13 protein-coding genes are annotated in these 14,049 nt (G+C 50.2%); 5 read left to right on the top strand and 8 right to left on the bottom strand.

What is annotated here, in order from left to right:
* Nucleotides 1–17: 17 nt before the first annotated feature.
* The 3 genes from ccsB to JHL22_RS09145 all read right to left on the bottom strand — a co-directional run bounded on the left by ccsB (nucleotide 18) and on the right by JHL22_RS09145 (nucleotide 4,282).
* A complete protein-coding gene (gene ccsB, locus JHL22_RS09135) occupies nucleotides 18–1,370 on the bottom strand; it encodes a c-type cytochrome biogenesis protein CcsB (RefSeq protein ID WP_200236229.1) in 1,353 nt (450 codons plus the stop codon).
* A 9-nt stretch (nucleotides 1,371–1,379) separates the two neighbouring features.
* Nucleotides 1,380–3,470, bottom strand: a complete 2,091-nt coding sequence (locus tag JHL22_RS09140; protein WP_234041217.1) for a cytochrome c biogenesis protein ResB — start codon at nucleotides 3,468–3,470, stop codon at nucleotides 1,380–1,382.
* A 113-nt stretch (nucleotides 3,471–3,583) separates the two neighbouring features.
* Nucleotides 3,584–4,282 carry a c-type cytochrome gene (locus JHL22_RS09145; RefSeq protein ID WP_200236232.1) on the bottom strand — a complete coding sequence of 233 codons (699 nt, stop codon included), beginning with the start codon at nucleotides 4,280–4,282 and terminating at the stop codon, nucleotides 3,584–3,586.
* Nucleotides 4,283–4,455: 173 nt separating this feature from the next.
* On the opposite strand from JHL22_RS09145, the gene yihA reads away from it, so the two are divergent.
* From yihA to dsbD, 5 genes are all read left to right on the top strand, one after another.
* A complete protein-coding gene (yihA, locus tag JHL22_RS09150) occupies nucleotides 4,456–5,079 on the top strand; it encodes a ribosome biogenesis GTP-binding protein YihA/YsxC (RefSeq protein WP_200236235.1) in 624 nt (207 codons plus the stop codon).
* Entirely contained in the window at nucleotides 5,076–6,089 is a 1,014-nt protein-coding gene (gene hemB, locus JHL22_RS09155) for a porphobilinogen synthase (protein ID WP_200236237.1), read from the top strand. The genes yihA and hemB overlap by 4 nt, the downstream gene beginning before the upstream one ends.
* A 213-nt stretch (nucleotides 6,090–6,302) precedes the next feature.
* On the top strand, nucleotides 6,303–6,566 hold the full coding sequence (locus tag JHL22_RS09160; RefSeq protein WP_200236240.1) for a hypothetical protein: 264 nt from the start codon (nucleotides 6,303–6,305) through the stop codon (nucleotides 6,564–6,566).
* Between the two features lie 96 nt (nucleotides 6,567–6,662).
* Nucleotides 6,663–6,995 (top strand): divalent-cation tolerance protein CutA, encoded by a 333-nt coding sequence (cutA, locus tag JHL22_RS09165; protein WP_200236243.1) that lies wholly within the window; start codon nucleotides 6,663–6,665, stop codon nucleotides 6,993–6,995.
* 9 nt (nucleotides 6,996–7,004) lie between these two features.
* Nucleotides 7,005–8,897 carry a protein-disulfide reductase DsbD gene (dsbD, locus tag JHL22_RS09170; RefSeq protein ID WP_200236246.1) on the top strand — a complete coding sequence of 631 codons (1,893 nt, stop codon included), beginning with the start codon at nucleotides 7,005–7,007 and terminating at the stop codon, nucleotides 8,895–8,897.
* A 15-nt stretch (nucleotides 8,898–8,912) separates the two neighbouring features.
* Here the strand turns inward: dsbD and JHL22_RS09175 are convergent, their stop codons facing one another.
* From JHL22_RS09175 to JHL22_RS09195, 5 genes are all read right to left on the bottom strand, one after another.
* A complete protein-coding gene (locus JHL22_RS09175) occupies nucleotides 8,913–9,554 on the bottom strand; it encodes a glutathione S-transferase family protein (RefSeq protein WP_200236249.1) in 642 nt (213 codons plus the stop codon).
* Nucleotides 9,555–9,562: 8 nt separating this feature from the next.
* Nucleotides 9,563–11,266, bottom strand: a complete 1,704-nt coding sequence (locus tag JHL22_RS09180) for a Rieske 2Fe-2S domain-containing protein (RefSeq protein ID WP_200236252.1) — start codon at nucleotides 11,264–11,266, stop codon at nucleotides 9,563–9,565.
* 40 nt (nucleotides 11,267–11,306) lie between these two features.
* Nucleotides 11,307–12,149, bottom strand: a complete 843-nt coding sequence (locus tag JHL22_RS09185) for an aromatic ring-hydroxylating dioxygenase subunit alpha (RefSeq protein ID WP_200236255.1) — start codon at nucleotides 12,147–12,149, stop codon at nucleotides 11,307–11,309.
* A gap of 270 nt (nucleotides 12,150–12,419) precedes the next feature.
* Nucleotides 12,420–12,809, bottom strand: coding sequence for a 50S ribosomal protein L17 (gene rplQ, locus JHL22_RS09190; RefSeq protein WP_169293361.1), 390 nt, complete (start codon nucleotides 12,807–12,809; stop codon nucleotides 12,420–12,422).
* Nucleotides 12,810–12,965: 156 nt separating this feature from the next.
* A complete protein-coding gene (locus tag JHL22_RS09195) occupies nucleotides 12,966–13,949 on the bottom strand; it encodes a DNA-directed RNA polymerase subunit alpha (protein WP_200236258.1) in 984 nt (327 codons plus the stop codon).
* Nucleotides 13,950–14,049 lie beyond the last annotated feature (100 nt).

Raw genomic sequence — 14,049 nt, forward strand, 5'->3', positions numbered from 1 at the left:
CCAGCGTTCAGAGAATGTTAAAGTTCACCGTAAGAATGCAATCCTGACAGGAATATGTTAACCCCCAGGAAAGCAAAACTGGTAATAATAAGACCAGCCAGTGCCCAGTAAGCGGCCACCGTACCACGCATGCCTTTCATGAGGCGCAGGTGCAACCAGGCCGCATAGTTCAGCCATACAATAAAGGCCCAGGTTTCTTTGGGGTCCCACTGCCAGTAAGTACCCCAGGCATCAGCGGCCCACAGCGCCCCCAATACAGTGGCTACGGTAAAGAACGCGAATCCTACCGAAATGGCCCGGTACATGATGTCATCAAGGATCTCTAGCGGTGGTAATTTGCTGGCAATGGTTTTTCGTGCCAGCAAAATGCAAGCCACAATAATCACGCCAATACCGAAATACAGAATCCAGAACCCGAAATTTTCTTTGTCACTGAAAATAAACGGCTCTGACACCATGGCACCGCCAATTATCAACAGCGGCACCAGGGGTTTCCAGGAAACGGTTTCACCATGCTGCTTGACCAGATAGGCAAAACCAACCATTGCCGCCAGCGCAAAGGTGCCATAGCCAATAAAGTTGGCCGGCACGTGCAGTTTCATCCACCAGCTGCGCAAAGCGTTATTTAACGGCGTAATCACCGCTGCATCACGTTCAAACGTGTACCAAAGCAGGAAAATAACCGCTGCAGAGATAACCAGCAGGACGAAACCGCCCAACGCCCTCGTGTTATAGCGTTTTTCATAATACAGGTAGAAAACGGCGGTAATCAGGCAGAACAAAACGAAAACTTCATACAGGTTACTGACCGGAATATGCCCCATATCGGGGGCAATAAGATGGCCTTCGCGCCAGCGAACCAGCAGGCCGGTAAACCCGAAAAATACACCTGCCCAGGTGAAAGCGGTACCCATCCAGGCCGCAGTTGGACTGATATAACCCAGCCAGTACACTACCGTTGCCATAAAAAACAGGGCACACATCCATAAAATGGCCGACTGTGAAGACAACAGATATTTAAGCAGGAACTGGTTATCAGCCTGCGCCAGGTTGCCATCATACAGTCCAATGGCCAGCAATGCCGCCACGCCACAGGCAATCATGAGCACCCGTAAAGGACGCCACAGCCAACCGATCCAGGTGACGAAAATGGTGGAACCGGCCAGGATATATTTCTCGTAAATATCCATTTCATTGGGATAAGTCACGATGGCATATACTGCCCCAGCCACCAGAACCAGAAAGAAAACCAGGTCGGTCCAGTCGGGCTTGCCGCGCAAGACACGATTATCACCAGTTTCTGAGATTTGTTCTTCCCACTTCGCCGATGGAGGTGTTCCCGGAGAAGCTTGCACCAAGGTATTGGACATATTCAATTCCTACTTTTTAGCCAAATCTGAAAAGTCATGCCTGAATCGTTCGAATTCACGATTGAAGTCCAGCGTTCTTTTCTGTGAAGTCATTGCTGACATAATTTTACTGCTATTTTCTGTCTCACCCGGCTTAATCCACATCCAGATGCGACGGTCACGAATATAAAACATGGTGAAAACACCGATAATCAGGAATAGTGAGCCCAGGTAGACAGAGCTTTTACCCGGAGAACGGGTTGCTTGCAGAACACTGGCCTGGATATGCTCAAAATTTTTGATCTGCAGCATGACAGGCGCCGGATAAACGCTTAAATCGGACAGGGCCCGCAGCGACAAATCAAACCAGCGTGCCTGGTTTTCAGCCTCTTCACGACTGCTGAATGAAATGGATTCAAGACCTGCTTCGGTGCGTACCAGATTACGCAATTCAACAGCACTGAAAAGCAGGTAATCACGCAGGACTTTTTTCATTGGTTCACGCAAATCTTCGGGAATCCGTTCCGCTTCCGGAACGTTGACGCCGTCAACGTATTGGTCTATGCCCATGAAGCCGCCTTTGGCAAATATGCCAAGGGCCTGTTCGGCCAAGGGCGTAATCATCTCAGCATTGAAACGCTCATCCCTGGATTTTTCAGCAAACGCACGGGCTGCCTGGCTCCTCATGCCTGGGTTTTCCAAAGCCGCCCGCATGGCCATGAACTCGTTAAGAGTGCCTTTATCATCGGCAGGCATGCGCACATAACGGAACATGCTTTCGCCAGGCAACTGGATACCTGCCAGAAAAACCAGCGAATCATCCAGCACCATGGGCAACATATAATTGTTATATTTAACCGACTGGTTATTGTCATCACTTAGGGTATAGGCCACGCTGGGCCCCACGTTTTGTACTTCACGGTCTTTGCCGGCCGCACTGCCGGTCACTGCCAGGATCTGCTCTTCAAAACTTTTGGGCTGCAAGGTGCCGGCATTCAGGTTTTCTACGTTAATGGGCTTGAAATCATCAATCGTTACCCGGTACTCTTTGTTTTCTCCGTTAAGCGTGGTGGTTAATTGTGAAGTACCCGCCACGGCCATATTCAATTCAAAGGTATCGGTTGCCTGCCCGCTTACAGGGTAACCGGTCAGCAGCAGCTTAGAACCACCGTCATGAAAACTGGACTGGTAAAGCGTAATACCATCTTTGGAAAAAGGATGATTTACCTCGATAATGCGGTTTTCCACTTCTTTGGTTTCAAGATCGGTAATAGTCACATCACTGGCAAAGCGCTTGGGCATGCCATTGGTTTCATAGTATTCAATAATGAACTTGTTCAGCTTGATATCAAATGGCAAAACCTGCAGGAATTGCTCGCCCCCCAATCCCAGCAGGGCGTAACTGGAGTTGCCACCTTCGGAAATGGACACGTTACCCCTAAAACTGGGGTTAGAGGAAAAAAAGCGAGCTTCTTCGGGCACATCAGAAATATATTTCGCGGTGGCGGAAATGGGCGCTTTGCTGCCAAACCAGATTTGCAGGCGATTGGGCAATTCACTGTCAAGCAGGCCGCCAATACAAATCACGACAATCGCAACGTGGGCAAAAATATAGCCCAACCGGTTGGTACTGCCTTTTTTAGCGGCCAGCAAAACGCCATTTTCCGAAACTTTTTCACGGTAGCGGTAACCTTCTTTTTTTAGCCATGACTGGGACATGCCCACAGCGGTTTCCTGGTCAACACCAACTTCTACACTGAGTTTATGGGGAAACGCCCGCAAACTGCCTTCACGGATATACTCACGGAAGGAACGCATGTCCTTGACCATTTTAGGCGTATTGCGAAGCAGGCAAACCGAGGTGGAAACCACCAGAAAACCCATAATAACCAGGAACCACCAGGTATTATAAATTTGCGACACACCGAATTTACTGAAAACGGTATACCAGAAAGTACCGAATTGATCAGTATATTGAAGCTCGGTCTGGTTTTGCGGCAACACCGTGCCAATAATACTGGCAACACAAATAAACGAGAGCAGGCTCACCGCAAAGCGCATGGAGCCCATCAATTCAAGAAAATCAGCAGTCCAGCTTCTGCGGTGGGTATGTTTTGCCATTGTGAATTATTAAATTATAAGAAAATAGGGAGTACCGACGTACGGACTCCCTATTTAGATAACGCTATCTGAAAAAGTTCCCCCGTATGTGTCGGGAGTAACAATTAAACAAATTAACGGATACCTGCCGCGTAATCGGCAACCGCTTTCATGTCTGCGCGGTTCATGCGGTTGGCGATTTCGCCCATCATGTTTTCAGTACCGCCATTTTTACGATAACCGTCTGCAAAGGCCAGCAGCTGGGCCTCGAGGTATTCGGGGTGCTGGCCAGACAAGGCAGGGAACGCCGAAGGCATGCCTTTGCCGGTCGCACCGTGGCAGGAAGCACAGGCAGGAACGTTACGATCGGGAATACCGGCACGCCAGATTTCACGGCCACGCTGAACAACATCCAAGTCTGCACCCAGTTTAGCCGTTGCGGGTTGGGTCAGGGATTGCTGGCTAATATAAATAGCCAGGTTCTGCATGTCTTGCGGTGTCATTTGAGCAACCGTAGGATCCATCATGGTTGGATTGCCTTGTGCATCGGTACGGTTACTGCTCTTGGCCCCTTCCGGAGTCTGGAAGTTCTTGAGCTGGTTGACGATATACTCATAAGGCATACCGGCCAGGCTTGGATACATGGGGATCATGCTGTTACCGGCAACACCATGACAGGCCACACAGGCCAGAATCCCGCGAGACATGTCGCCATTGGCATACAGTTCCTCTCCGGCTTTGACATCAGGCTTGGCGGCAAAACTGGATGCGCTCATGACCAGGCCCATGGCCACGCCACTTGTCACTAAAATTTTTGATAAAACTTGCTTCATGAATACCCTCTATGATCACCGTGGATCAGTACGCATTGGTCTAAATTAGCGTCTATTGTAAAAGATAATGCTTCTAAACGTAGGAGTATAAACCTCAATCACCAAATTTAGGCGATTTTTATGGGTAAGGATTATACAATAGAGGCTTATTTTTTATTTATTCGAGCGTACTTGTGTCAATTTTACATCGGGCTTCCTTCTTTACGTCAGCGTCCAAGCTGCATCAGTTGCCTCCACCGTCGGTTCCCGAAGTATGTTTTGTGGGCCGCTCCAATTCAGGCAAATCCTCTGCGATCAATGTACTGGCCAACCAGAAACGGCTGGCCTTCTCCAGTAAAACACCCGGGCGCACCCGGCTGATCAACATGTTTGGCCTACCCGATCCGCTCGACCCCGAACACCCTTTGGGTTTTCTGGTCGACCTTCCGGGTTACGGTTATGCCTCGATTGCCCGTGATGCCCGTGAAGAATGGGCCGATGTCCTGGGTGCCTACCTGCGTGAGCGCACGTCCCTGGCCGGCATTGTGCTGCTGGTTGATATCCGCCGCGGCGTGACCGAGCTGGACCGCCGGCTGGCCAACTGGATCGCCCCTTCCGGCAAACCCGTTCTTGTCTTATTGACCAAGGCCGATAAACTGCCCTATGGCCAGCGCCTGAAAGCCGTTGCTGCCGTGCGCAAAGACCTGGCAGATATTGGCGCCCTGAATGCCATCCCTTTCTCAGCCACTCAGCGTATTGGGCTTGAAGAGGCTGACCTTAATATTATTAACTGGATTTCACCAAAGGTTGTTCCATGAGCACAATTATTACTGCCGATTTCCCCGCTTCACGCCCCCGTCGCAACCGTCGCGACGATTTTTCGCGCCGCCTGGTCCGGGAAAACATACTCTCGGTTAATGATTTCATTTACCCGGTCTTTGTGAAAGAAGGCAACAATTTACACGAGCCCGTGCTGTCCATGCCTGGTGTCGTTCGTTACTCTCCCGACTCCATCTTGCCCGTGGCCGAAGAGTGCGTCAAACTGGGCATCCCGGTATTGGCCCTGTTCCCATCCATTGAGCCCTCCCTGAAAACCCCCGATGGCATTGAAGCGGCCAACCCCGAGGGCTTGATCCCACGTGTGGTGGCTTCCCTGAAGAAAGAATTCCCCGAGCTGGGTATTTTATGTGATGCGGCCCTTGACCCTTACACCAGCCACGGCCAGGATGGCTTAATTGACGACAGCGGCTATGTATTAAACGAGCCAACGGTTGACATGCTGGTTAGGCAGGCATTGGTGCAGGCCCAGGCCGGCGCCGATTACATCGCACCCAGCGATATGATGGACGGACGCATTGGCGCCATTCGCCAGGCTCTTGAAGCCAACAATCATATTTACACCCGCATCATGGCCTATTCTGCCAAGTACGCCAGTGCTTTCTATGGCCCGTTCCGCGATGCAGTGGGTTCTGCCGGTAACCTGGGCAAGGCAGACAAAATGACTTATCAGATCGACCCGGCCAACCGCCATGAAGCCCTGCGTGAAGTGGCTGCCGACATCCGCGAAGGCGCCGACCTGGTCATGGTCAAGCCCGGCATGCCCTATCTGGATATCGTACGCGATGTCAAGGAAATGTTCCGGATGCCCACCTATGCCTACCAGGTTAGCGGTGAATACGCCATGATCAAGGCGGCAGCCATCAACGGCTGGCTTGATCACGACAAAGTCATGATGGAATCCCTGCTTGCCTTCAAGCGGGCCGGTGCCGACGGCATCCTGACTTACTTTGCCATCGAGGCGGCAAAAATCCTGCAACAGCAAAACTGATATTTTTCTTTCTCTTTGGCGCTTGCAACGGAATACCTGTGGCAAGACGGGCAAGACGGCTGCGCCAAGCATGCCGCTTGCCACTACAAACGTCTGGCCGGTGCAAAACCAGCCAGACAAATATCAAGATATCCCACCTTACCCATGGCTATTCTTGCCAATTGTCATTATTATAAGCATTAACGATTTCAACAATGAGCAAGAGGCAATACCATGAATATTTTAATCGCTTACGACCTGCGCCTGCTGGGTTCACGCTTTACCCGCTTAAAGGAAATCATCGACCAGCATTTCCCCAACCGCTGGCACTGTTTTGACGCCAGCTATATCGTCTCTACTCCCCTTAACGCCAATCAGGTACGCGACCTGCTTTTACCTGCGCTTAGTGTTAACGACTGCCTGCTGGTTAGCGAACTGGGCAATAACTGGGCAGGCATCGGCATTTCCGAAAAAAACCGGCTCCTGCTCGAAAACTAATCCTTCCGCCAAAGCCCGTTTCCTTAATCCGGGTCAGGCCAATCTGCCCATTCTTACGCTAAAATGACCTTTGTGTTTCTCTCAAAGGTCATTTTCATGAAAACAGATACCGGCAATTGCATTCTTATTTACAGCACGGTTCCCGACCTGCTTCTGGGCAAACGCATTGCCCACGTCCTGGTTGAAGAAAAGCTGGCTGCCTGTGTGAACCTAAGTGCCCCCGGGCTGTCTATCTACCAGTGGGAAAACGTGATCGAGGGCAACGAAGAAATCACCTTGACCATCAAAACCACCCAGGAACGCCAGCAGGCATGCTTTCAGAAAATTGCCGAGCTGCATCCTTATGAAGTGCCCGAAATTATTGCCGTGCCCATAACAGGCGGGCACACCCCCTATTTATATTGGGTCCAGCAACAAACAAAAATTTGAGTCCATTCCATGATTGCACCGCTGTACAAAAAATTTCTCTGGTTCTTGTCTGTTTTCACCCTGTTTTTTTTCGCTGCCCTCTCGCCCCTGCAGGCAGAAGAAGATTTTCTTGATCCCGAAAAGGCATTTGTATTTTCAGCCCAAATGCAAACCGGCAACCAGCTGAACATCCATTTTGACATTGCGCCAAAATATTATATGTACCGCGAGCGCTTTGAATATCATATTAAAGATGATGATGACAGCGCCACACAGGCAAGCCAATTGCTGGGCACCCCCGTTTATCCGTCTTCCGGACAGGTCAAATACGACCCCACTTTCGACAAGGAAATGGAGGTCTATTACAACAATGTGGACATCCAATTACCCCTCAACAAGCGTGACAGCCCTTTTACCCTTGAGCTGATTGGGCAGGGCTGTGCCGATGCCGGCCTGTGCTACCCGCCCATGACCTACGAAATTGGCTTAAGCCCCACCGCGACCGGCTATGAAATTACCGCTGGCAAAGGTACCGTATTGGGCGGCCCATCCCTGGTGTCCACCAGCAACAATATTTCCCTGTTCGATGCCGGTGATACCGATATTGCCGCCTGGCTGGGCGATGCCAGTCTGCTAAAAATTATCCTGCTCAGCTTCGCCCTGGGGGTTCTGCTCTCTTTTACGCCCTGTGTGCTGCCCATGCTGCCCATCCTGCTATCTATTGTGGTGGGTGACCGCAAGGCTGCCAATGCCAGCGTCTCGCGCTTCAGGGGCCTTAACCTGACGCTTATGTACGTACTGGGGACCTCTGTTGTTTATACCATTCTGGGCATACTGGCCGCCTCTATTGGTGCCGTCATGGCCTCCTGGATCCAGAATCCCTGGGTACTTGGCCTGTTTGCCATTGCCCTGGTCATCCTGGCCATTGGCATGTTTGGGGCTTTTTCCATCCAGATGCCCACCAGCCTGCAGTCTTCCCTGAATGAAAAAGTGTCCCGCATGCCGGGCGGCCGTATGGGCAATGCCTTTTTCATGGGTATTGTTTCGGCCCTGATCTGCGGTCCTTGTGTAGCGGCTCCGCTGGCGGGTGTGCTGCTGTTTATTTCACAAACCGGCAATTTAACCACGGGTGGCCTGGCGCTGTTTGTCCTGGCCTGGGGCCAGGGTACTTCCCTGCTCATCCTGGGCACCTCTTCAGGTGCCCTGCTGCCCAAGGCCGGCCCCTGGATGAACAACATCAAGAACTTCTGTGGCCTGCTGTTGCTGGCTACCGCTGTCTGGATGATCATGCCCATCACCCCCAGCTGGTTTAACCTGCTGGCCTGGGCTTTCCTGTCCATGTGCCTGGCATTGTTATTGGGCGCTCTTACCCCCTTGCCAGACAATAACAGCATTCTGAAACTGCTGTTCAAGGCCACCGGCCTGCTGTTTGCCTTATGGGCCATCTTGCTCATGCTGGGTTTGGCCACGGGCGGACAAAGCGTGCTTAGCCCACTTAAGGGCTTAAGCACTGGCACAGGCAACGGCCAGGCCTTTGCCATGCGCGGCAGCACCGCAGCCGTAGAAGAAACACCATTTGTTATGGTTACCACCCTGGCAGAACTTGAAACCACGGTGGCCAATGCCGGCAAACCGGTCATGCTGGATTTTTATGCCGACTGGTGCATCTCCTGCAAGGAAATGGAGCTGTTTACTTTTTCCGACCCTGCTGTCAAGCAGAAATTAAACCAGATGCTGCTGTTGCAAGTGGATGTCACCAAAAACAACGAGGCCGATCGCGCGCTGTTAAAACGCTTCAAGCTGTTTGGCCCGCCAGGGATTATCTTTTTCAATGACAAGGGCCAGGAACTGGAAAGAATCCGTGTGGTGGGCTTTCAGAATGCCGGGAAATTTTCTGCCACCCTGGATAAAGTATTGAACTGAACTGGGAGTATCGCGCTAACTGCTGGTAAGGCTGAAAATGCCTGGCATGGCCGTAAAACCGTTAATACCCTTGACACGATCGGTCCAGCGACGCAGGGCCGGGTAATCAATTAAAGAAATACCGGCTTCATCAGACAGCATGACATGCGGAAAGCAGGCCAAATCGGCAACCGTGGGATGATCACCCGCACACAGCCAAAAATGGCCGGCTTTTTCGGCAAACCACATATGCTCTTCCATAACCGCCAGCAATTCCCGGGCAGCCTTGCACTTTGGGGCAACATTCTCATCTTTACCAAACACTTGTACCTGGCGGCGCACGCTTGAAATCGTTTCATTCAGGTCGTTGGCAAAGGACAGCCACATCTGTACCCGGGCAATCCTGGATGCCTCCTCAAGTGGGTACCATTTTCCTTTAGGGGCATATTTACAGGCAAGATAAACTAAAATAGCTTGTGAATCGCGCAAAATCAAGCCGTTGTCTTCCAGCACAGGCACTTTGGCCAAAGGGTTAATAGCACGAAAATGGGCCTGTTGATGCTCACGCCCGGGAAAAAGCTCAACCGGGATAAGCTGGTGTTCCTGTCCCAGGATACTCAGGAACAGGCGAACTTTATAGCAATTTTCAGAAAATTCGCAATCGTACAAACTTAACATTCCCGCTCCTAGATATCCAGCACCAGATCATCGCTTGCGCTACGTGACACACAAGGCATCATGCAATCGCCGCTTTGCTTTTCTTCTTCACTCAAGTAGGCATCCTTGTGATCAAGCTTGCCTGACAGGACTTTGGTATAACAGGTGCCGCACACCCCCTGCTCACACGAGGTTTCAATGTGCACCCCGTATTCCCTTAAGGCATCGGTAATACTGACACCGGAAGGAATAATATAGCTTTGGCCCGATTTGGCCAGCGTGACCTTGAAGGTGTGCTCATCACGGTGATCAACCCGGTTGGAAAAAAGTTCATGACGAACCTGGATGTGCGACCAGCCATTTTCCTGAATGACCCGCAATGCGGTATCAAGCAGGCCTTTAGGGCCACAAATATACACATTAGGCTGCTCGGTGCTTACCTTTGCCAGAATGGTTTTAAGCTGCCCGGCCACCTGATCTGCTTGCATGGCTTGATAAAACGAAACATTAGCCAGTTTATTAAGCTGGTCTACAAAAGCACGGGAATAGATATTGCGCACGAAATAATGCAAATGATAAGGCAGTTTTTCATGGGCAAGCTGGTTGGCCATGGCAACAATTGGCGCCACACCAATACCACCGGCTATTAATAGGCCACCTTTGCCCGGCACCAGGCGAAAATGGTTTCTGGGTGCCGAAATTTCAAGTACGCTGTCTACCTTGACATGGTTATACAAAAAGGTTGATCCGCCTCTGGACTTGGGCTCAAGCTTGACTCCGATCAGCAGTTCCTGTGCTTTCGTGTCCCATTCAACCAGGGAAAACTGCCGCACCAGGCCTTGCGGCGTGCGGACATCAATATGCGCACCGGCCTCGATACCCTTGAAACGATTGAATGACGGCAAATGCAAACGAAACGAAGCCACCTGTTCGGCAATTTCCTTGCGCTCGATAACCCTTGCCGGTAACCAGCGCGGTAAGGCCTGTACCGGCTGTGGTGCAATAACCGGCTCTTCTTGCCTGACATCCCTGCCGGCTTCAAGTTCAAGCTTCAAGTTTGTCAGAGCCTGGTTGATACGATGTGTCCACTTCAGTTCATCATCACTCTGGTTGCACATGACATGAATAAGCGTTTTTTCGGTATGTGCCGGTTGCAGCATGAACAGCACTTCTATCGTTTGCAACATGTATTCTTGCCAGCAGACATGCACCATTAATCCATCTTCACGTACCTGAAAGGTTTGCCTGTCGACGTGCCGGTCATAATGACAGAAGCGCTGCAACTGCGCCTGTACCAGCGCCAGTGGCGCATTGACGGTGATGCTTCGCAGCACGCTGGATGGCAACCCAAAGGCATGGGTAAGCGTGCTTGGCTCACTAAGATAGTCTCGCGTCAAATTGACCCAGACAAAACCGTTTTTTTCTGTCACAGAAAAATTTTTGGCGCAGGCAGAGTGTGGAATACTGCCATCGGCCACCGAAGGAATCACTGAACACTGTCCGTCACCGGAGTGGAACTGCCAGCCATGGTATTGGCACTTCAGGCTTTTGCCCGTATTAACACCCAGGGTTAGCCGCATGCCACGGTGTGGACAGCGGTTTTCCCAGGCATTAACTTCACCCTTGTCGGTTCTCCATAAGGCCAGCTCCACGCCATGCAATTGGGCATGGAATACATGACGCAAAACCAGTTCATCGGCTCTGGCAACAGGAAACCATTTATCTTCAAACATATTCAACTCTTATCAGCATTAAGACTAAGAAAACCGTATTTCAGGCGTTCTGAAAGGTTCCATAACATACGCCTTTTTCGTTTAGCCAGCGTCGATAGGCAAGCGAAATGGCATCAGCACCGGTTGATATTTCAAAATCGGCTAACAACGGCAGTTTACGAGGGACTTGATTATTCAGTATGCCAATATCCTGGCCAAGGATGTTTTGTCGAAACAAACGCAACTCTTCAAGACTGGCACTATCATCAAGACAAGCCATTGGCATATGAACAATACTGCGATCTTCTTCACAAGGCTGGACAAAAAGACAGACAATATCTTTTTTGGCCGGTTGCAAAGGGCAGGTTTTATACAATACAGCATTAAACGGGCCGCTAACCCTGTATATATATTCAATATTCATGCCACCTTCATGACTAAAAGCCGCCATCGGTTGGTAAAACTCGCAATCCCGGGCATAAATTTCATCATTTTCAATATCAACACGATAAGGCTTGACCGCGGTGAAAGGCATTTCTCCCAGCGTTCCTTCATGAATAAACGGGAAATGTGCCATATCCAGAAAATTCTCCACCACCCGTAAACCGGAAGTCCGCACGCTTACCGGAACCGTCGCCAGCACACGCCGCTCTGAGTCCTGGAATTCGGGAATGGAAAACAAAGCAGGTGGATTCCCCAGGCTGATCCAATAGGTGTAATGCTGCATTAATACAGGCAACTGCGCTTGGGTCGTGCGATGAGTGGCATAAAAGGTCGCATTTTCATCCAGTCCATACTCGATGGGTTGCCCCAACAACTGCGAGTGATAAACCTTGCCTGCAACCAGCATATTTTCTGTTGCGACGGGATACCACTGGTCAAGTACAACCGATTCAATTTTCATATTCACACCTTAACAGCCAGTGGCAGGGTTACCACCATTATAAATTACAAAAGAACCAAAGCCCGAACATAATCATATTACGCCCTTTGCCCTTATTGTGTCATCCTGGCCAAATATTAGCCAATATAAAGATATTGACAATTTTTCATGGCTTCAAAAAAGATGTTTTACGGCTCATCCAATTAGCGCTCCCGATCAGTTCCGTCAGGCAAAAAAAAGCACCCGTTTTTAAGGGTGCTTTTCCTGAGGCCTGAATAACTGATTGCTCAATTACTCGGCGTCAACGACTTCATCAGCAACTTCCGGGCGGTCAACCAACTCCATGAAAGCCATGGGGGCATTGTCACCTTGACGGAAACCCATTTTAAGGATGCGGGTGTAACCACCATTACGCTCCTGGAAACGGGGACCGATTTCAGCGAACAATTTAACAACAGCATCACGATCGCGCAAACGGGCAAATGCCAGGCGTTTATTGGCCAGGGTCGGCTCTTTGGCTAAAGTGATCAGGGGTTCGATGACACGGCGCAGCTCTTTGGCTTTAGGCAATGTTGTTTTAATCGCTTCGTGCTGGATCAGGGATACAGACATGTTGCGGAACATAGCCAGACGATGGCTGCTTGTACGATTTAATTTACGTAAACCACTGCGATGACGCATGATATATTTCCTATGAATCTAAATTTAAAATGATCGGCTGATCATTCGATTAATCCAGCTCTTCTATCCGTTTTTGAAATGATGACCAAAGACGGCGGTCCGGTTGATGTAAATACTGCCAGCCGGATTTAAAAAGGCTGGCAATAAATGTTTGCTTTATGGGCGTTCCAGGCCAAGAGGTGGCCAATTTTCAAGTTTCATGCCCAGGGTCAGGCCGCGTGCGGCCAGTACTTCTTTAATTTCGTTCAGTGATTTGCGACCCAGGTTAGGGGTTTTCAGCAATTCATTTTCGGTGCGCTGGATCAGGTCACCAATGTAGTAAATGTTTTCCGCTTTCAGGCAGTTGGCCGAGCGAACAGTTAACTCAAGATCGTCAACCGGACGCAGCAGGACAGGATCAATTTGTGGTGCGCCACGTACAGGGGTTTCATAGGTTTCGGTTGCGCCTTCAAGGGCGGCAAATACGGAAATCTGGTCCATTAAAATACGGGCAGCCTGACGTACGGCTTCCTCGGGTGTAATCACACCGTCTGTTTCGATATCGAGGATCAGTTTGTCAAGGTCGGTACGCTGTTCAACACGGGCGCTTTCAACCGCATAACTAACGCGAAGGATTGGGCTGTAAGAGGCATCCAGGATAATGCGACCAATAGTATGGGCTTTATCTTCTGACAGGGCACGAATGTTACCGGGCACATAACCGCGACCCTGCTCTACCTTGATTTGCATTTCAAGCTTGCCGTTTTCGGTCAGGTTGGCAATAACATGATCCGGATTGATGATTTCAACATCATGGGGAAGTTCAATGTCGCTAGCCAGAATTGGGCCCGTACCGCTTTTACGCAAGGTAACGGTTACTTCTTCACGGTTGTGCAGTTTGAAGATAACCCCTTTCAGGTTAAGCAGAATGTCAACCACGTCTTCGCCTACGCCTGGCAATGTTGAATATTCGTGCACGACACCGGTAATTTGTACTTCGGTGGGTGCGTAGCCTGTCATGGAAGACAACAGGATACGGCGCAGGGCATTGCCCAAGGTATGGCCAAAACCGCGCTCAAAAGGCTCCATGACAACTTTGGCATGGTTGTCGGTAATGGGTGTTACGTCAATGGAACGTGGTTTAAGAAAAGCCTGAGACATTTCATTTCCTTTTCAATACCCTCGGCTCGTTACACCGATAAGGCTGATGGATAAGATAAAAATATAAAAAACAGACTGATTGCGACAATATGCGCAAGAT

This window comes from Advenella mandrilli (assembly GCF_016595155.1).
Classification (GTDB): domain Bacteria; phylum Pseudomonadota; class Gammaproteobacteria; order Burkholderiales; family Burkholderiaceae_B; genus Advenella; species Advenella mandrilli.